This is a genomic window from Micromonospora sp. NBC_01392 (assembly GCF_045040125.1).
In the GTDB taxonomy this organism is placed as follows: Bacteria; Actinomycetota; Actinomycetes; order Mycobacteriales; family Micromonosporaceae; genus Micromonospora.
In genome coordinates this window covers 1,253,006-1,270,335 of the sequence record NZ_CP109549.1, presented here as the reverse complement: position 1 = coordinate 1,270,335, position 17,330 = coordinate 1,253,006, and the positions used below count along the sequence as shown (strand labels likewise).

The following is a 17,330-nucleotide window of genomic DNA, read 5'->3' as shown; positions in this document are numbered from 1 at the left end:
TCGTGGTCAGCGCAGCAACTGCACCGTGTTGCGGCGGATGACGTTCTTGCCCGGCTCGCGGACCAGGTCCATGGCCGCCGCGTTGAGCAGCACGCAAGTGCCCGACGGCCCGACCACGGTCACGGTGGCGCTCCTGTTGTTGTCCAGGTTCGTCACCCGCAGCCGGGTGCCGACCGGGAACTGTCCGCTGGTGGCGGCCGGCGCGCCGGCCTCGGCGGAGAACGTGATCGCCCCGGTGCAGACGCTGCCGCCGATCGGCTGCGCGTTGCCGGGCCGCGTCTCGACCGGCTGCCCACCGCCGGGGGCGGGAGCGGCGCCGTCGAGGCGTTCCACCACGTTGCGGCGGATGACGTTCTTGCCCGGCTCGCGGACCAGGTCCATGGCCGCCGCGTTGAGCAGCACGCAACTGCCCGACGGCCCGACCACGGTCACGGTGGCGCTCCTGTCGTTGTCCAGGTTCGTCACCCGCAGTCGGGTGCCTGCCGGGAACCGGTCGCTGGTGGCGGCCGGTGCCCCACCTTCCGCCGAGAACGTCACCGACCCGACGCAGGCGGACCGCCCGGCCGGCGTGGTCTCCGCGAATCCCATCCCGGTGCCGACCGAGAGGCCCACCGAGGCGACCACCGCCACGGTCGCCGCCAGCACGTGCTTGCGCTGCACCCTCACGTTGTCTCCTGTCGTCGGTGTCCTCGACGCCTGATACGGATGCCAGCCCCGGACCGTTCAGCCGGGCCGCCGGTCAAGCGGGGCGCCCTGCTATGCCGGAGGCGTTAACCGGGGGCCCGTCCTTCCTGTCCAAGATTTTGCAGCTTGTGGGCTTCGCGGGGGTGGGATGCTGGTGCCGTCCACATTGGAGTTCCGTTCGGCAGGAGCCGCGCATGCACCAGGTCCGACCATCACTGCTCGCCGCCGGCCTCACCACGCTGGCCACCGCCGCCGCCCTCGGACTCGCCCCGGGCGCCGCGCTCGCCGCCCCGAGCCCGGCCGCCTCGGCCCCGGCGATCTCCGTCAACTGGTTCGGCGTCGCCGACGTCCACGCGCACACCGGCACGGTGCGGGGCCGGTTCGACTGCGGCGACGAACGCGGCCTGGCGTACATCGAGGTGCACCTGGCTCAGCGGGTGCGGGGCATCGACGTCACCGGCTTCGGGTTCGGCGTGATCGGCGCGTGCACCGACGAGCGTACGGCCGGCACCTGGACGGCGACCGTCCCCGCCGACGCGGGCACCTTCCGCGCCGGCCCCGCCACCACCACGGCCCGCCTGGTCGTCGAGCCCAACTCGCTCACCGAGACCACCGAGCGCCTACGCCTGCTCCCCCACTGCCCGCGCCCCTGACCCACCCCCACCCCCACCCCCGCTCCCGCTCCCGCTCCCGCGATCTTGCAGTTTGCGCCCACAAGAAGCCGGATTTGCCCTATCTGCCGGGTAGGTAAGTGCAAGATCGCGAGAGCGAGAGCGAGAGCGGGGAGGGGAACGGGGAGGGGGTAACGGGGGAGGGTTAGCGGGTTAGGGCGGCGCGGAGGGTGGTGAGAATGTGGGATGGGCGGCGGTAGAGGTCGCGGTCGGTGAAGTAGCGCATCCGCCATCCGTTCGCGTCCAACCAGTTGATCCGGTCCCGGTCGTACCGCATGCGGTCCCGATCCAGGTGGGTCAGACCGTCGTACTCGACCCCCACCCGTCGATCGCGGTAGCCCAGGTCCGTTCGGAAGCGCGGAATGCCGTACTGGTCGAAGATCCACATCTGCGGCTCCGGAGCGGGTAGCCCGCCATCGAGCAGCAATAGCCGCAACTGGCTTTCCTGTCGACACTCGGACCGGCCGTCAGCTCGCGGCACGAGATCACGAGCCTGCCGGATCCCGCGCAGGGCCCGATGCAGCGGCAACTCCGCCGCGAGGTCGTCGACCGTCACGGCACCGGAGCGAAGTGCGGCGTCGAGCACCGGCAGCGCGTCCATCCGGCGGGCCCGGCGGGCCAGGTCGACCGCGCACTGGGCGGCGGGCACGCAGGGCAGCCCTCCAATGAGCACCGGCCGGACCGGAAGGACGGAGTGGTGAACGACCAGACCGGGCAGCCGAGGCTTGGCGACGCTCGGCGGCAACTGCACGTGCACCGCGGACTCCCGGAGCACGCCGAACCCATGACGACGTGCCGCGGTGTGCATGGCCAGCATCGCGCCCCCGGGAAGACGGAGCAGCAGCGCCCGCAGCTCGCCCTCGTCATCGCACGGCGTCGGCGCGTAGACACCCCGCCGAACGCGGATCAACTCTTCCCGCCTGACCTGCGTCCGCACCCGCTTCACGGTGAGCGTCCGCATCAGCTCCCGCGTTCGCCACAGCTCCGTCGACACGAGCACACCATGCCGCCTCGCCCCGCGCCACCCCGCCCCCGCCAACACTCCCTTGTGGACAACCCCTCCCTTGTGCGCATCCCCACTCACCCACCCCCCTTGTGCTAACCCCGTCCCGTCCCCACGACGATCTTGCAGTTTGTGTCCCCTGCATGCCCGAAAAGAGCAGAATTCCGGGGCCGAAAGTGCAAGATCAACGCGCGGGGGCGGGGGCGGGGGCGGGGGCGGGGGCGGGGGCGGGGGCGGGGGCGGGGGCGGGTTCAGCGGGCGTCGAGGAGGGGTTGGGTGGGGTTCCAGGGGGTTCCGGTTTCGGCGTCCCGGCGGCGGCGGGCGATCGCGGACAGGGCCTCCAGGACCACACGGTTGCCGAGGTAGGCGGTGATGTCGGCGTGGTCGTAGGGTGGGGCGACCTCGACCACGTCCAGGCCGACCACGGGCAGCTCGTAGCAGACCCGGCGGACCGCGTCGAGCAGCTCGCGGGAGGTGAACCCGCCGGGCTCGGGGGTGCCGGTGCCGGGGGCCATGCCGGGGTCGACCACGTCCACGTCGACGGAGAGGAACACGCCCTCGCACTCGTCGGTGGCGATGCCGAACGCCTCGGTGAGGCAGGTGTCCAGGCCCCGGGCCACGATCTCGGTCATCTCGTACGAGCGCATCCGCTGCTCCGCCATCCAGGCCAACGTGTCCGGGCCGGGCCAGTAGCCGCGCAGGCCGATCTGGAGGAACCGGTCGCCGCGTACCGCGCCGGACTCGATGAGCCGGCGCATCGGCTGGCCGTGCCCGTGCAGTGAGCCGAACTCGACGTCGCCGGTGTCGGCGTGCGCGTCGAAGTGCACCAGCGAGACACGGCCGAGCCCGTGGTGCCGGGCCACGCCGGTCGCGTCCGGCAACGCGATGGAGTGGTCGCCGCCGAGCACCACCGGGATCGCCCCGGCGGCGGCGACCGCGTGCACGGCGGTCTCCAGCGCGGCCAGCGAGCGTTCGATGTCGCCACCGAACATCTCCACGTCCCCGGCGTCGTAGACGCACAGGTCCTTGAGCGCGTCCACGCGCAGCGCCAGCGACGGGCGGGAGCCGTCGTGCGGCAGGTAGCACGCCTGCCGGATGGCGGACGGTCCGAACCGGGTGCCCGGCCGGTGCGAGGTGCCGCCGTCGAACGGCGCGCCGATGACCACCACGTCGGCGTCGGCGTAGGTGACCGGTTCCTCGACCGTGCACGGCGGCACGCCGAGGAACGTGACGTCGGGGCCGTACATCGGGCCGTAGCGGGTCATCGTTCCTCCATCCCCCAGGGAGAACCGTAGTCGGTGAGCAGGTCGAGGAAGGGCGTCGGCGGCAACGCCTCGGGCCCGAGCACGCCCGTGCCGGACCAGACGCCGGTGGCCAGCAGCTCCAGCGCGACGACCGGGTTGACCGCGGTCTGCCAGACCACCGCCTGGTGCCCGTACTCGGCCATCGACCACTCGTTGTCGACCACGTGGTAGAGGTAGACCCGGCGGGGCCGGCCGTCCGGCCCGGTGCCGGTGACGTACGTGCCGGCGCAGGTCTTGCCGCTCATCCGGTCGCCGAGCGTGGCCGGGTCAGGCAGCGCGGCGGCCACCACGTCGCGCGGCGACACGTCGACGCCGCGCACCCGCACCGGGGCGGTCGAGTCCAGGCCGAGCTTGTGCAGCGTGCGCAGCACCTCGATGAACTCCGCGCCGAGGCCGTACTTGAAGGTGACCCGCTTCGCCGGCACCCAGCGCGGGATGAGCAGCACCTCCTCGTGCTCCACGTTGACGCACTCGACCGGGCCGATGCCGGCCGGGAAGTCGAACACCTCCGGCTCGCTGAACGGTTCGGTGGTGAACCAGCCGCGGTCGGCCTCCCAGATCACCGGCGGGTTGAGGCACTCCTCGATGGTGGTCCAGATGGAGAACGACGGCGCGAAGTCGTAGCCGGCGACGGTGAGGTTCGCGCCGTCGCGTACCCCGATCTCGTCGATCTCGGTGAACAGCTCGTCGGCGGCGTAGCGGGCGAACACGTCGGACAGGCCCGGTTCGACGCCGATGCCGCAGAGCGCCAGCCGGCCGGCGGCGGCCCAGCGATCGGCGGCGGCGAACTGCTCGTCGCCGAGCTTGACGCCGGTCTCCACGTAGGGGCGGTCGGGGTGCGGCCGGGACAGCGACATGGCCATGTCGAGGTAGTCGGCGCCGGCCGCGAACGCCCCGTCGAAGATCGGCAGGACGAAGCGCGGGTCGACCGCGTTGAACACGTGGGTGATCCGGTGTTCCCGGCAGAGCGCGGCGACCGCGTCGGCGTCCGAGGCGTCGACGGTGGCGGCCACGAACCGGTCGCCGTGGCCGGCGACCGCCCGGGCGGCGCGCGCCGCGTCGTGGTCGGCGACCACCATGGTCTCGAAGAAGGCACGGCGGGCGGCGATGGATACGGCGGCGGAGCCGACGCCACCGGCGCCGACGAGGAGGATACGCATCAGGAGTCGAACCCCAGTCCAAAGCGGTCGAGAGTACGGAGCCAGAGGTTGCGCCGCCCGTCCCGCGCGTCGGCGTGGGCGAGCGACCATCGGGTGAGGTTGATGCCGGCGGCCCGGATCGGCTCCGGCGGGAACGGCAGCGGCTTGCGGCGGACCAGGTCGAGTCGGGTGAGCGGGGTGTCCGCGCCGGCGAGCAGGTCGAGTGTCACCCGCGCGCCGAACCGGGTCGCGCCGACGCCGAGCCCGGTGTACCCGGCCGCGTACGCCAGCCGGCCGGAATAGGCGGTGCCGAAGAACGCGCAGAACCGGGTGCAGGTGTCGATCACACCGCCCCAGCGGTGGCTGAACCGCAGCCCGTCCAGTTGCGGAAAGGTGTCGAAGAAGTGTGCGGCCAGGGCGCGGAACGTGGTCTCGCGTTGTTCCAGCGCCGGGGCGACCCGGTTGCCGTAGTGGTAGACCGCGTCGTAGCCGCCGAACAGGATCCGGTTGTCGGCGGTGAGCCGGTAGTAGTGGAACTGGTTGCCGGTGTCCGCCAGCCCCTGCCGGTTGCGCCAGCCGATCGCGTCCCGCTGGGCGGCGGTCAGCGGCTCGGTCATCAGCGCGTAGTCGTAGACCGGCACGGTCCAGGCGCGCAGCCGGCGCAGCAGCGGCGGGAACGCGTTGGTGGCCAGCGCCACCCGGGCCGCGCGTACCGCGCCGGGCGCGGCGTCCGCGCCGCCGGCCGTGGTGGCGCGCATCGCCGGGCCGTCGGCGGCCAGCCCGGTGACGCGGGTGTGCTCGTGGATCCGGACGCCAAGGTCGAGCGCGGCCCGGCGCAGCCCCCAGGCGAGCTTCGCCGGGTCGAGCAGCGCCGTCCGGTCGGTGTCCCAGAGCCCCCCGAGGTACGTCGGCGAGGCCACCTCGGCGCGTACCTCGTCGCGGTCGAGCAGCCGCACGTCGCGGCCGTGCCGGCGGCCCAGCTCGGCGTCGGCGGCGAGCCCGTCGAGCTGGTACGGCGCGACGGCCACCGCCAGTTCGCCGGTGCGTTCGAAGTCGCAGTCGATGCCGTGCCTGTCGATCGTCGCGCCGATCGCGTCCAGGTTCTCCCGGCCGAGCCGTTCCAGCTCGCCGATCTCGTCGGGGAACCGCTCGACGCCGTTGGCCAGCCCGTGCGTGAGCGACGCGGCGCAGAACCCGCCGTTGCGCCCCGACGCCGCCCAGCCGCAGGTGCCGGCGTCGACAAGCAGCACGTCCCGGTCCGGGTCGGCCTCCTTGGCGAGCAGCGCGGTCCACAGCCCGGCGTATCCGCCGCCGATCACCAGCAGGTCGGCGGTGGCCGGGCCGGTGAGCGGCGGCAGCGGGTCGGGGCGTGCCGGGCGGTCCAGCCAGTACGGCACGGGCGCGGCGTCGGCCAGCGCCCGGCCGGTATGCGGGAGCGTCATGGCCGGCCCGCCGGGGTGGCGATCACCGCGAGCGCCGCCTTGCGGGCCCGCCGGCCGCGCAGCGAGCTGGCCCCGACCAGCAGCAGCGCTATCCCGAACATGGCCGTGCCGATGACGTTGACCTGCGGCGGGATGCCCCGCTGGGCGGCGCCCCAGACGTACATCGGGAACGTGACGGTGGTGCCGGCGTTGAAGTTGGTGATGATGAAGTCGTCGAAGCTGAGTGAGAACGCCAGCAGCGCGGCGGCGACGATGCCTGGTAGCACCAGCGGCAGCGTGATCCGGCGGAACGTCTGCCACTCGCTGGCGTACAGGTCCATGGCGGCCTCCTCCAGCCGCCGGTCCATGCCGGCGAGCCGGGCCTTCACGGTGACCACCACGAACGACACGCAGAACATCACGTGTGCGATGACGATGGTCCAGAAGCCCTGCGGCACGCCGGCGGCGACGAAGAGCGCGAGCAGCGAGGTGCCCATCACCAGTTCCGGGGTGGCCATCGGCAGGAAGATCAGGCCGTTGATCCCGGACCGGCCGCGGAAGCCGTGGCGGACCAGCGCGAACGCCATCAGGGTGCCGAGCACGGTGGAGACCACGGTGGCGATCAGGCCGATCTCCATGCTGCGCACCACCGCGTCGCACATGTCGGCGGTGGCGCAGGGGCGGGCCCAGTTGTCCAACGTGAACTCGTTGAAGTCGTAGGAGACCCGGCTGGACGGGCGGTTGAAGGAGAGCCCGGCGACCACCAGGATCGGCAGCGTGAGGTAGCCGAGCACGAGCAGGGCCACGCCCATCACCCACCGGTCGGCCAGCCAGCGCCTGAACCCGCTCACAGCACCTCCTCCGTGCCGGCCCGGCGCAGGTAGGCGAAGACGATCACCAGGATCGCGGCCATCAGCAGGAACGACAGCGCCGCGCCCTGCGGATAGTCGAGCCGGACCAGGAACGCCGAGTCGATGACGTTGCCGATCATGTACTCGTTGGGTGTGCCGAGCAGCTCGGCGTTGATGTAGTCGCCGGTGGCCGGGATGAAGAACAGCAGCGTGCCGGCGATCAGGCCGGGCATCGACAGCGGCAACGTGACCCGGGTGAACGCGCGCAGCGGGCTCGCGTACAGGTCGCTCGCCGCCTCCAGCAGCCGGGGATCGAGCCGCTCCAGGCTCGCGTACAGCGGCAGCACCAGGAACGGCAGGAAGTTGTACGTCAGGCCGAGCACCACCGCGATCGGGGTGGCCAGCAGCCGGCCGTCCGGCCCGAGCAGGTGCACGTCGCGCAGCAGCCCGACCACCGCGCCGTTGTCCGACAGGATGGTCTTCCAGGCCAGCGTGCGCACCAGGAAGCTGGTGAACATCGGCGCGACCACGGCCACCAGCAGCAGGTTCTTCCAGCGGCCGGCCTTCTGCGCGATCGCGTACGCCAGCGGGTAGCCCATCAGCAGCGCCAGCACCAGCGCGATCGCCGAGTACAGGAAGGATCGCAGGAACTGCGGCCAGTACGCCTGCAACGCGTCCGGGTAGTTGCCGACCGCCCAGGTCATCGCGTACCCGGTGGAGAGCGAGCCGGCCGGGTCGTAGAGGCTGGCGGCGGCGAGTTGCAGCAGCGGCAGCGCGAAGAAGACCAGCAGCCAGGCCGCGCCGGGCAGCAACAGCAGGTACGGCAGCAGCCGGTTCCGTCCGCGCCGCGCCGGTGGCGGCGCGGGTGACCCGGCGGAGGTGGGCACGTGGGCCAGCGCGGTCACGGCAACGCCCCGACCGGCGGCTCGTCGAGCAGCGGCGTGGTCTGGTCGTCCGCGCCGCCGGCCCGGGGCAGCAGGAACGCGTGCCGGGGGTCCCAGTGCGCGGTCACCGGCGTGCCGGTGGCGAGCCGACCGCCCAGCCCGCTGTTCGCCGCGAACACGGACAGCTCGCTGCCCCACGCGGTGCGCACCAGGTACTGGGTGCTCACCCCGACGTAGGAGGCGTCGGTGACCACGCCGCCGACGTGCTGGTGGCCGGCGGGCACCTCGTCGGGGCCGTCGACCAGGTGCAGCTTCTCCGGGCGTACGCCGAGGAAGGCCGGCCCGTCAACGAGCCGGGCCCGGCCGGCGGGCACCGAGAAGCGCGCGCCGTGCGCGGTGACCAGCACGTCGTCCCCGGCGTGGCCGCCGGCGTCGGCGGCGAGCAGGTTGGACTGGCCGAGGAAGTTCGCCACGAACGCGGTGGCCGGGTACTCGTAGATGTCGGCGGGCGCGCCGAGCTGCTCGATCCGGCCGGCGTTCATCACCGCGACCGTGTCGGCCATGGTCATGGCCTCCTCCTGGTCGTGGGTGACGTGCACGAACGTGATGCCGACCTCGGTCTGGATGCGCTTGAGCTCGAGCTGCATCTGGCGGCGCAGTTTCAGGTCGAGCGCGCCGAGCGGCTCGTCGAGCAGCAGCACCTGCGGGTGGTTGATGAGCGCCCGGGCCAGCGCGACGCGCTGCTGCTGGCCGCCGGAGAGCTGGGCAGGCCGGCGTCGGCCGTACCCCTGGAGCTGCACCAGCGCGAGCATCCGCTCGACCTGGTCGCCCACCTTGCGGATGCCCCGGCGGCGCAGCCCGAACGCCACGTTCTCGTGGATGTCGAGGTGCGGGAAGAGCGCGTAGCTCTGGAACACGGTGTTGACCGGCCGCTTGTACGGCCGCAGCCCGGTGATGTCCCGGTCGCCGAGCAGCACCTGCCCGCCGGTCGGCGTCTCCAGCCCGGCGATCATCCGCAGTGTGGTGGTCTTGCCGCAGCCGGACGCGCCGAGCAGGGCGAAGAACGAGCCCTGCGGAATGGTCAGGCTGAGGTCGTCGACGGCGGTGAAGACGCCGAACCGCCTGGTCAGGTCGGCCAGTCGCAGATCGCCGGCCGGTGCTTCCTGCGCCATCTGCCTCACGCCCCGATGACCTGCTGGAACTTGGTCTCGTACTCCTTCTCGCGTTGCTCGTCGAGGGCCATGAAGACCTTCGACTTCGCGAGCATCGCGTCGTCCGGGAAGATCAGCGGGTTTCCCGCCAGGTCCGGGTCGATCTTCTCCATCTCGGCCTGCGCGCCCTGCACGGGGCAGATGTAGTTGACGTACGCGGCCAGCTTCGCCGCCACCGCCGGGTCGTAGTAGTAGTTCATCAGCGCCTCGGCGTTGGCCTTGTGGGTGGCCTTGTTCGGCACCAGCATGTTGTCCGACCAGAGCATCACGCCGGACTCCGGCACCACAAACTTGACCTTGGGGTCCTCGAAGCCGAGCTGGATCACGTCGCCGGACCAGCCGATGCACGCGGCGATGTCACCCTTGGCCAGGTCGGGCGCGTAGTCGTTGCCGGTGAAGCGCCGGATCTGCTTGCTGTCCACGGCCTTCTTGAGCTTGTTCAGCGCGTCGTCGAACTGGGCCGGGGTGAAGTTGGCCGGGTCGTGACCGTTCGACTGGAGCAGCAGGCCCATGGTGTCGCGCATCTCCGACAGCGCGGTCACCTTGCCCTTGAGGTCGGGGCGGGTGAGCAGCTCGTCGACGGTGCGGATCTCCTTGGTCACCTTGGCGTTGTAGGCCAGACCGGCGAGGCCGGACTGCCACGGGATCGCGAGCTGGGTGTCCTTGTCGAAGGACCGGCCACGCAGCGACGGCAGCAGGTTCGCCTCGACGTTTCCGATCTTCGCCTTGTCCAGCTTCTGGACCCAGCCGAGCCGGATCATCCGGGCGGCCATCCAGTCGGTGAGCACCATGATGTCCCGGCCGGTGCTCTGACAGCCGGCGAGCTGGTTCTGCACCTTGCCGAAGAACTCGTTGTTGTCGTTGACGTCCTCGGTGTAGGTCACCTGGATGCCGGTGCTGGCGATGAACGCGTCGAGCGTGGGGCGCTTCGACTCGTCCTTCTCGTCGGTGTCCATGTACTGCGGCCAGTTCGAGAACGCCAGCTTCTTCTCGGTGGCGGACACGTCGTCGCTCTTGCAGCCGGCCTCGGTCTGCTGGGCGCCCTTCGTGCCGCAGCCGGCAAGCGTGCCCGCGGTGGCGAGCAGCGCGGCCGAGCCGAGCGTTCCGGTGAGCAGACCACGCCGGGTGAGCGTCCGGAGGGGACTACGCATGTGACGACTCCTTGGGGGGCATCGTCGGCGGCGGGACGGGGGTGGCTCGCCGGCGGGAGGTCAGTGGCGATGGAGGCCTGATCCTGACATGAGGAACCCTCTCTCACAAGGGATTCCGTTGTGGGAATAGCTAAGGGCCACGAATTACGCCAGACTGCGCCGGGGCACTACGCTTCTGCACAGCGAATCGGACATGGGGAGCGGCGATGGCCAACCGGCAACTGGAGAACGGCAAGGGCACCCGCCGCGTCACCGTGCGTGAAGGTTCCAACCACGCTCTGTTGGACGACGTGGCCAAGCAGATCATCGAGCAGCTCCAGGAGGACGGCCGCCGCCCGTACGCGAGCATCGGCAAGGCGGTCGGCCTCTCCGAGGCGGCGGTACGCCAGCGGGTGCAGCGCCTGCTCGACGCCGGCGTCATGCAGATCGTGGCGGTGACCGATCCGCTCCAGCTCGGCTTCCCCCGGCAGGCCATGATCGGGCTGCGTACCGACGGTGACCTGGAGCCGGTGGCCGACCGGCTCGCCGAGTTCGAGGAGGTCGACTACGTGGTGATCACCGCCGGCTCGTTCGACCTGCTGGCCGAGGTGGTGTGCCGCAACGACGCGCACCTGCTGGAGATCCTCCAGAAGCTGCGCGGCGTGCCCGGCGTGCTGTCGACCGAGGCGTTCGTCTATCTCAAGCTGCGCAAGCAGACCTACACCTGGGGCACGGCCTGAGCGTGGCCGACGAAGGCCCGCCAGGCGGCGGGCGTGAAGCTGAGCGTGCCGCCGGCACGGTCCTTGCTGTCGCGCACCAGCACTCGACCGGGCAGGTTGTCGGCCACCTCGACGCAGTCGCCGCCGTTGTTGCTGCTGCGGGTCGCGGTGCGCCAGCGGGCGCCGGTCATGTCCATGTCTCCGCCACTCCCCTGATCAGCTCGATCGAGCGCCGCCGGGGCAACGCCTCGCCGGTCACGCTCTCCCACCTCCGACCCAGGCTAGCGACGTCGACCGGATCGGTCACGACCTGACCGCGGAGCTGATTGTCGAGATACGCCAATTCCGTCCCGTCGGGCAGCCGGCCCAGTACGAACGGGCCGGCCAGCCCGGTGTGCCACGGGTTGTCGGCCGGGATCACCCGGACCTGGACGTGCTCCCGCCCGGCGACCGCCGCGAGATGCCGGAGCTGACCGGCCATCACCGACCCGTCGCCGACCGGCCGGCGCAGCACCACCTCGTCGATCACCACGACGAGTTGCGGCGGGTCGTCCCGGTCGAGGACGCGCTGACGCGCGATCCGGCTCGCCACGATCTCGTCCACCTCGGCGGGCGCGAGCAGTGCGCCTGTGCCCAGCACCGCGCGGGCGTACCCCTCGGTCTGGAGCAGGCCCGGCACGAGCAGCGGCTGGTACGAGCGCAACGAGGTGGCCTCCTGCTCCAGGTCGGCCCAGGGGCGGAACCACGGCAGGTCGCGGCGGCGGAACGGCTCCGGCCACAGCTCGGCGACCTCGCGGCCCAGCACCTCGGCGACCGCGACCCGGCTGTGCGGATGGGGGATGCGGTCGGCCGTCACCCAGCGTGCCGCCGTCTTCGGATCGACCTGGACCTTCGCGGCGAGCGACTCGGCCGTCTCGCCCCGCTCCGCCATCGCCAACCGCAGCACCTCGTTCGCCAACGGACCCCTCCCGCCCTCGTCACTCGACGGCCGGCGGCGGGACACCCGCTCACCGTCGCGTCGCTCGATGCGCTGCGCCGCACAATAGCCACGCTGCGTGTGCACGTCTGTGGCCCACCGGCGTGTTGCGGCGGGACGGGTTGGCGGACGTCCCGAACGTCCTCGACCACTGCGCGAGCCCGGTCGGGCGGCACCGCGGCATGGCGTGCCGGGCCGCTACGAACTTGATGGCGTGGACGGCTCACGACGGTGAACCGTCCACGCGCTCAAGTTGGTAGCCGGTGAGCGCACTCGCCGTCCGGACGCGCCGGGTTCGCCGGGACGGCGAATCACGAGGGTGCGGTTTCCGTTGTGTGGAAGCCCACAGCGCGCCGAATTCGTCGCATCCACCCTCCTGCGCCACCGATAACACTTGCCTTGGCCGTATCGACTGTGGGATAACCGTGGGCAGAGCGGCCGGTGTCACCCCTGACCGGCCCGAGACCCGATGGGGCTGACATGGCCAACGCCACCGACCACCTCTGGATGCACTTCACCCGGATGGCCAGCTACTCCGCCGGCGAGGTTCCGACCATCGTGCGGGGCGAGGGCGCGTACGTCTGGGACGCACAGGGCCGCCGCTACCTCGACGGGCTCGCCGGGCTCTTCGTCGTCAACGCCGGCCACGGCCGGACCGAGCTGGCCGAGGCCGCCGCCAAGCAGGCCGGCGAGCTGGCCTACTTCCCGCTCTGGTCGTACGCCCACCCGACCGCCGTGGAGCTGGCCGAGAAGATCGCCGCGCTGACCCCCGGCGACCTGAACCGGATCTTCTTCACCACCGGCGGCTCCGAGGCCGTCGAGGCGGCCTGGAAGCTGGCCCGCGCCTACTTCAAGCGCACCGGCCAGCCCAACAAGCACAAGGTGGTCAGCCGCTACATCGCCTATCACGGCACCTCGATGGGCGCGCTGTCGATCACCGGCCTGCCCGGCATCAAGAGCGACTTCGAGCCGCTGGTGCCCGGCGGGATCAAGGTGCCGAACACCAACTTCTACCGCGCCCCGGAGCACGGCGACGACGCCGAGGCGTTCGGCCGGTGGGCCGCCGACGAGATCGGCCGGGCGATCGAACGGGAGGGGCCGGACACGGTCGCCGCGGTCTTCCTGGAGCCGGTGCAGAACTCCGGCGGCTGCTTCCCGCCGCCGCCCGGCTACTTCGCCCGGGTGCGGGAGATCTGCGACGCGTACGACGTGCTGCTGGTCAGCGACGAGGTGATCTGCTCCTGGGGCCGGCTCGGCGAGTACTTCGGCGCCACCCGGTACGGCTACCAGCCGGACATCATCACCACCGCCAAGGGCATCACCTCCGGCTACGCCCCGCTCGGCGCGATGATCGCCAGCGACCGGCTGATGGAGCCGTTCCTCACCGAGACCGGCATGTTCGCCCATGGCGTGACGTTCGGCGGGCACCCGGTCTCCTGCGCGGTGGCGCTGGCCAACCTGGAGGTGTTCGCCCGGGAGGACCTGGTCGGGCACGTCCGGGCCAACGAGGACGCGTTCCGCGCCACCCTGGAGAAGCTGACCGACCTGCCGATCGTCGGCGACGTCCGGGGCGACGGCTACTTCTACGGCATCGAGCTGGTCAAGGACAAGACGACCCGGGAGACGTTCGACGAGGCGGAGTCCGAGCGGCTGCTGCGCGGCTTCCTCTCCACCGCGCTGTTCCAGGCCGGGCTCTACTGCCGGGCCGACGACCGGGGCGACCCGGTGGTGCAGCTCGCCCCGCCGCTGATCGCCGAGCAGCAGCAGTTCGACGAGATCGAGCAGATCCTGCGCGCGGTGTTGACCGAGGCGTGGTCCCGGCTGTAGACGGTGCGCTACCAGGAGTTGTCCCACTGGCTGTCCGACCTGGACGAGCCGCTGACCCCCCGGCCCGGGTTGCCCGGCGACACGGACGCCGACGTGGCGATCGTGGGCGCCGGGTACACCGGGCTGTGGACGGCGTACTACCTGGCGCGGGCCGATCCGACGCTGCGGGTCGTCGTGCTGGAGCGGGAGATCGCCGGGTACGGCGCGTCCGGCCGCAACGGCGGCTGGTGCTCGGCGCTGTTCCCCACCTCGCTGCCGGCGCTGGCCCGACGCCACGGGCCGGATCGGGCGCTGGCCATGCAGCAGGCCATGCACGACACCGTCCACGAGGTGGGTCGGGTGGCCGCCGCCGAGGGCATCGACTGCGACTGGCGGGCCGGCGGCACCGTGGTGCTGGCCCGCACCGGGGCGCAGCTCGACCGGGCCCGCGCCGAGGTCGCCCAGGCCCGCGCGCACGGTCTCACCGACGACGACCTGGTGCTGCTCGACGCCGCCGAGGCCACCGCCCGCTGCGCCGCCGACGGGGTACGCGGCGGCACGTACACGCCGCACTGCGCCACCGTGCAACCGGCGAAGCTGGTCCGGGGCCTGGCCCGGGCGGTGGAGCGCCGAGGCGTACGCGTCTTCGAACGCACCCCTGTCACCGCGCTGCGGCCCGGCGCGGCGGTGACCCCGGCGGGCGTGGTCCGGGCGCCGGTGGTGGTCCGCGCCACCGAGGGCTTCACGCCGGGGCTGCCCGGGCACCGACGGGCGGTCGCGCCGGTCTACTCACTGATGGTGGCCACCGCGCCGCTGCCGGCGGAGACCTGGGCCCGGATCGGCCTGGCCGACCGGGAGACGTTCGCCGACTACCGGCATCTCATCGTGTACGGCCAGCGCACCGCCGACGGTCGGCTGGCGTTCGGCGGGCGGGGCGCCCCCTACCACTACGGCTCCCGGGTGCGCCCCGACTTCGACCGGGAGCCGCGCGTGTTCGCGGCGTTGCGCCGCACGCTCGGCGAGCTGTTTCCCGCGCTCGGCCCGGACGTGCCGGTGACGCACGCCTGGGGCGGCCCGCTCGGCGTGGCCCGGGACTGGGCCGCCTCGGTGGGGCTGGACCGCCGCACCGGGCTGGCCTGGGCCGGCGGGTACGTCGGCGACGGGGTGGGCACCAGCAACCTGGCCGGTCGCACGCTTGCCGGCCTGATCCGGGGCGAGGCGAGCGAGCTGACCGCGTTGCCCTGGGTCGGGCACCGCTCGCCGCGCTGGGAGCCGGAGCCGCTGCGGTGGCTGGCCATGAACGCCGGCTTGAAGATCATGTCGTCGGCCGACGCCACCGAGACCCGCACCCACCGTCCGGCCCGCCGCGCCACCCTCTTCAACCGTTTCCTGGGCCACTGACCCGACGGTCAGTGGTTGGGCGGGATCACCCGGAGGTGGCCGCGACGGCCCTGCTGGTGCGGAGGCTGGGAGTTCGGCTTGGGGTGGGGGTCCTCGGGGGGACGCGGCGGCGCCGGGCGGGCGGCCTCGCGGACCGCCTCGGCCAACGCGACCAGGTCGTCGGTGGTGGGCGGCGGCGGCTCGAACTCGCCCTCGTGCCGCACCACGTCCCAGCCGCGCGGGGCGGTCAGGCTGCGGGCGTGCTGCTCACACAGGTCGTACGTGTGCGGTTCGGCGAACGCCGCGAGCGGCCCCACCACCGCTGTCGACTCGTTGTAGACATAGGTCAATGTGGCGACCGCTTGCCGGGGGCAGCCGTTACGGGAGCAGCGCCGTGGTGACCTCACGTGCGGCAGGGTATCCCCATTACCGGGTCCGGCGCACCGCTTCGCGTTACGACACGCCCGTCACGGTGATCACAATTCGTCCGATCGGCGCACCGGCGCGCCGGGCGTGCCGCGCGACGGCGGGACGGCCCTGTCACCGGGCTACCCTGTGCGTCATGACGAGCCCGCAGAACAGCCGCCCCGGCTCGGGCCGGCGCACCCACCGCGACCGGCACGGTCGCGGGCTGCGCGGGCGGCTCGTGCCGGCCACCGTGCCGCTGGCCCGGACCAAGGCCGAGGTCTTCGACGACCTGGTGCTCGACACCGTGGAGACGCTCGAACGCCGGTTCGCCAAGGAGTTGGCCGGGGTGGAGTTCGCCGTCGAGGACGTCCCACCGGATCTGAACGTCTACGACTCGGACGTGCTGGAGGACGGCGAGGTGCCGCTCGCCCGACTGCTGCCGGGTCGCCCCGGACGGCAGGAGGTGCCGCCGCGCATCGTGCTCTACCGGCGACCGTTGGAGTTCCGCGCGATGGACCGGGAGGACCTCGCGGATCTCGTGCACGACGTGATCATCGAGCAGGTGGCGAACCTGCTCGGGGTCGATCCCGACGAGCTGGCCTGACCGCCGGCCGCGTCGCACCCCGCACACCGCGACCCCACGGACCCGGGCGGCCCCCACCGCCCGGTCCATGTCGGGTCAGGCAGCCACCCGCCGCTTGAGCTTGCGCCGCTCCCGTTCGGAGAGGCCGCCCCAGATCCCGAACCGCTCGTCGTGGCCGAGCGCGTACTCCAGACATTCCGTCTTGACTTCACACCGCGAGCAGATGCGCTTCGCCTCGCGGGTCGAGCCGCCCTTCTCGGGAAAGAACGCCTCCGGGTCGGTCTGCGAGCAGAGCGCCCGCTCCTGCCACTCCGGCGCGTTCCCGAGCAGGTCGGCCACCTCGAGCTGGCCGTCCATCGATTGCCTCCTTGTCGCGCACCGGCGTCATTCGCCGCTGCAACCCCCCACGCGAAAGGCGTGCTTGTCCGTACGGACCCAATTGGTGCGTTCCGCGCGAACAACCCCATTCAAATTACACGCGTGTAATGCGTGCGCCGTCAAGCCAAACTTGATAATGGAGTCGCCCTCCCGACACGTCCGGCGCGACCGCTGCGGCCGTCCGTAGCCTCGCAACCTGCCCTATCGATTCAGACCCCGGGCGAGTAACGCCCTCCCCGGCGAGTTGCGCCAAGTTTTCTGCCGTGGCGCAACACCGGCGGGCCGGCCGGACGCCCCCGTCGGCCGCCGCCCAAGATCACTAATGGTGGGGCAAAGGTTAACGCGCTCGGCGCGGTACCGCCCGTCCATCCACCAACGCCGACCGCGCCCCGTCCAACATGTGGACGGGGCGCGTGGGTCGCTGAACGTTCGGTCAGTCGGTTCGCGGTGGTGAACTGGTCGGCCAGACGAATTCGGTGATCGCTCCGCCGGTGACGGAGATCGCGCCGGCCGATGTGTCCTCGTCCCACCAGACGGTATAAAGGCCCGCCTCCAGGTCGGGGTAGACGGCACTGTGGAACACCCCGTCCAGGACGTGCCGCTCCCGTACCGCCGAGTGGGTACGCGGACCGTCCCGGTCCGCGCGACTGATCTCGATCTCCCGTCCGTGCAGGTCCCGGCCGGTGTGGATGATCAGCGCGCCGGTGTCGCCGCCGAGGTCGAGCAGCACGGTCCCGCGGTACGACGGGCCGAGGTCGTGGTGCCGGTGCATGCCGCCCATC

19 protein-coding genes are annotated in these 17,330 nt (G+C 71.9%); 5 read left to right on the top strand and 14 right to left on the bottom strand.

Translation table 11 applies throughout. The annotated features are described in order from the left end of the window. Positions 1 to 6: 6 nt before the first annotated feature. Positions 7 to 666, bottom strand: coding sequence for a hypothetical protein (locus OG767_RS06045; RefSeq protein WP_405092519.1), 660 nt, complete (start codon positions 664 to 666; stop codon positions 7 to 9). A 212-nt stretch (positions 667 to 878) separates the two neighbouring features. On the opposite strand from OG767_RS06045, the gene OG767_RS06040 reads away from it, so the two are divergent. Beyond that, positions 879 to 1,337, top strand: a complete 459-nt coding sequence (locus OG767_RS06040) for a hypothetical protein (RefSeq protein WP_405092518.1) — start codon at positions 879 to 881, stop codon at positions 1,335 to 1,337. A 163-nt stretch (positions 1,338 to 1,500) separates the two neighbouring features. On the opposite strand, the gene OG767_RS06035 is transcribed toward OG767_RS06040, so the two are convergent. The 8 genes from OG767_RS06035 to OG767_RS06000 form a co-directional block, all read right to left on the bottom strand. Continuing rightward, positions 1,501 to 2,349 (bottom strand): hypothetical protein, encoded by an 849-nt coding sequence (locus OG767_RS06035; RefSeq protein ID WP_405092517.1) that lies wholly within the window; start codon positions 2,347 to 2,349, stop codon positions 1,501 to 1,503. 260 nt (positions 2,350 to 2,609) lie between these two features. After that, positions 2,610 to 3,623, bottom strand: a complete 1,014-nt coding sequence (gene speB, locus OG767_RS06030; protein WP_405092516.1) for an agmatinase — start codon at positions 3,621 to 3,623, stop codon at positions 2,610 to 2,612. Further along, the gene (locus OG767_RS06025) at positions 3,620 to 4,822 is read right to left on the bottom strand and encodes a saccharopine dehydrogenase family protein (protein WP_405092515.1); all 1,203 of its coding nucleotides are present in this window, start codon (positions 4,820 to 4,822) and stop codon (positions 3,620 to 3,622) included. Before OG767_RS06025 ends, speB begins: the two co-directional genes overlap by 4 nt. Beyond that, on the bottom strand, positions 4,822 to 6,243 hold the full coding sequence (locus tag OG767_RS06020; protein ID WP_405092514.1) for an NAD(P)/FAD-dependent oxidoreductase: 1,422 nt from the start codon (positions 6,241 to 6,243) through the stop codon (positions 4,822 to 4,824). The genes OG767_RS06025 and OG767_RS06020 overlap by 1 nt, the downstream gene beginning before the upstream one ends. Next, positions 6,240 to 7,073, bottom strand: coding sequence for an ABC transporter permease (locus OG767_RS06015; RefSeq protein ID WP_396777128.1), 834 nt, complete (start codon positions 7,071 to 7,073; stop codon positions 6,240 to 6,242). Before OG767_RS06015 ends, OG767_RS06020 begins: the two co-directional genes overlap by 4 nt. Next, complete coding sequence (locus tag OG767_RS06010) at positions 7,070 to 7,978, bottom strand: ABC transporter permease (protein ID WP_405092513.1); 909 nt, start codon at positions 7,976 to 7,978, stop codon at positions 7,070 to 7,072. The genes OG767_RS06015 and OG767_RS06010 overlap by 4 nt, the downstream gene beginning before the upstream one ends. Beyond that, complete coding sequence (locus OG767_RS06005) at positions 7,975 to 9,129, bottom strand: ABC transporter ATP-binding protein (protein WP_405092512.1); 1,155 nt, start codon at positions 9,127 to 9,129, stop codon at positions 7,975 to 7,977. Before OG767_RS06005 ends, OG767_RS06010 begins: the two co-directional genes overlap by 4 nt. Before the next feature lie 5 nt (positions 9,130 to 9,134). Further along, a complete protein-coding gene (locus OG767_RS06000) occupies positions 9,135 to 10,319 on the bottom strand; it encodes an extracellular solute-binding protein (protein WP_405092511.1) in 1,185 nt (394 codons plus the stop codon). 206 nt (positions 10,320 to 10,525) lie between these two features. Here OG767_RS06000 and OG767_RS05995 point away from each other — a divergent pair, with 206 nt between their 5' ends. Then, complete coding sequence (locus OG767_RS05995; protein WP_405092510.1) at positions 10,526 to 11,038, top strand: Lrp/AsnC family transcriptional regulator; 513 nt, start codon at positions 10,526 to 10,528, stop codon at positions 11,036 to 11,038. Here OG767_RS05995 and OG767_RS05990 read toward each other — a convergent pair. Together OG767_RS05990 and OG767_RS05985 are read right to left on the bottom strand one after the other, a co-directional pair. Further along, the gene (locus tag OG767_RS05990; RefSeq protein ID WP_405092509.1) at positions 11,017 to 11,214 is read right to left on the bottom strand and encodes a DUF397 domain-containing protein; all 198 of its coding nucleotides are present in this window, start codon (positions 11,212 to 11,214) and stop codon (positions 11,017 to 11,019) included. The two genes, OG767_RS05995 and OG767_RS05990, sit on opposite strands and share 22 nt — an antisense overlap. Beyond that, entirely contained in the window at positions 11,205 to 11,948 is a 744-nt protein-coding gene (locus OG767_RS05985; protein WP_405094144.1) for a DUF5753 domain-containing protein, read from the bottom strand. Before OG767_RS05985 ends, OG767_RS05990 begins: the two co-directional genes overlap by 10 nt. 525 nt (positions 11,949 to 12,473) lie before the next feature. Here OG767_RS05985 and OG767_RS05980 point away from each other — a divergent pair. Beyond that, the gene (locus OG767_RS05980; RefSeq protein ID WP_107157755.1) at positions 12,474 to 13,820 is read left to right on the top strand and encodes an aspartate aminotransferase family protein; all 1,347 of its coding nucleotides are present in this window, start codon (positions 12,474 to 12,476) and stop codon (positions 13,818 to 13,820) included. A 3-nt stretch (positions 13,821 to 13,823) separates the two neighbouring features. Next, entirely contained in the window at positions 13,824 to 15,200 is a 1,377-nt protein-coding gene (locus OG767_RS05975) for an NAD(P)/FAD-dependent oxidoreductase (RefSeq protein ID WP_405092508.1), read from the top strand. A gap of 8 nt (positions 15,201 to 15,208) precedes the next feature. Here OG767_RS05975 and OG767_RS05970 read toward each other — a convergent pair whose 3' ends face one another. Further along, positions 15,209 to 15,586, bottom strand: coding sequence for a DUF3499 domain-containing protein (locus tag OG767_RS05970; RefSeq protein WP_107157757.1), 378 nt, complete (start codon positions 15,584 to 15,586; stop codon positions 15,209 to 15,211). A 155-nt stretch (positions 15,587 to 15,741) separates the two neighbouring features. Here OG767_RS05970 and OG767_RS05965 point away from each other — a divergent pair, with 155 nt between their 5' ends. Then, positions 15,742 to 16,191 carry a metallopeptidase family protein gene (locus tag OG767_RS05965; RefSeq protein WP_107157758.1) on the top strand — a complete coding sequence of 150 codons (450 nt, stop codon included), beginning with the start codon at positions 15,742 to 15,744 and terminating at the stop codon, positions 16,189 to 16,191. A 75-nt stretch (positions 16,192 to 16,266) separates the two neighbouring features. On the opposite strand, the gene OG767_RS05960 is transcribed toward OG767_RS05965, so the two are convergent. Together OG767_RS05960 and OG767_RS05955 are read right to left on the bottom strand one after the other, a co-directional pair. After that, on the bottom strand, positions 16,267 to 16,527 hold the full coding sequence (locus tag OG767_RS05960) for a WhiB family transcriptional regulator (RefSeq protein WP_013284161.1): 261 nt from the start codon (positions 16,525 to 16,527) through the stop codon (positions 16,267 to 16,269). 454 nt (positions 16,528 to 16,981) lie between these two features. After that, positions 16,982 to 17,320, bottom strand: coding sequence for a phospholipase (locus OG767_RS05955; RefSeq protein WP_405092507.1), 339 nt, complete (start codon positions 17,318 to 17,320; stop codon positions 16,982 to 16,984). Positions 17,321 to 17,330 lie beyond the last annotated feature (10 nt).

Excerpts from the sequence above, each read along its gene's own strand:
- OG767_RS05980 (WP_107157755.1), top strand. The coding sequence starts at position 12,474 with ATGGCCAACGCCACCGACCACCTCTGGATGCACTTCACCCGGATGGCC.
- OG767_RS05985 (WP_405094144.1), bottom strand. The coding sequence starts at position 11,948 with ATGGCGGAGCGGGGCGAGACGGCCGAGTCGCTCGCCGCGAAGGTCCAG.
- speB (WP_405092516.1), bottom strand. The coding sequence starts at position 3,623 with ATGACCCGCTACGGCCCGATGTACGGCCCCGACGTCACGTTCCTCGGC.
- OG767_RS05990 (WP_405092509.1), bottom strand. The coding sequence starts at position 11,214 with ATGGACATGACCGGCGCCCGCTGGCGCACCGCGACCCGCAGCAGCAAC.
- OG767_RS05955 (WP_405092507.1), bottom strand. The coding sequence starts at position 17,320 with ATGCACCGGCACCACGACCTCGGCCCGTCGTACCGCGGGACCGTGCTG.
- OG767_RS05995 (WP_405092510.1), top strand. The coding sequence starts at position 10,526 with ATGGCCAACCGGCAACTGGAGAACGGCAAGGGCACCCGCCGCGTCACC.
- OG767_RS05960 (WP_013284161.1), bottom strand. The coding sequence starts at position 16,527 with ATGGACGGCCAGCTCGAGGTGGCCGACCTGCTCGGGAACGCGCCGGAG.
- OG767_RS05965 (WP_107157758.1), top strand. The coding sequence starts at position 15,742 with ATGACGAGCCCGCAGAACAGCCGCCCCGGCTCGGGCCGGCGCACCCAC.
- OG767_RS06000 (WP_405092511.1), bottom strand. The coding sequence starts at position 10,319 with ATGCGTAGTCCCCTCCGGACGCTCACCCGGCGTGGTCTGCTCACCGGA.
- OG767_RS06020 (WP_405092514.1), bottom strand. The coding sequence starts at position 6,243 with ATGACGCTCCCGCATACCGGCCGGGCGCTGGCCGACGCCGCGCCCGTG.
- OG767_RS06005 (WP_405092512.1), bottom strand. The coding sequence starts at position 9,129 with ATGGCGCAGGAAGCACCGGCCGGCGATCTGCGACTGGCCGACCTGACC.
- OG767_RS06025 (WP_405092515.1), bottom strand. The coding sequence starts at position 4,822 with ATGCGTATCCTCCTCGTCGGCGCCGGTGGCGTCGGCTCCGCCGCCGTA.
- OG767_RS06040 (WP_405092518.1), top strand. The coding sequence starts at position 879 with ATGCACCAGGTCCGACCATCACTGCTCGCCGCCGGCCTCACCACGCTG.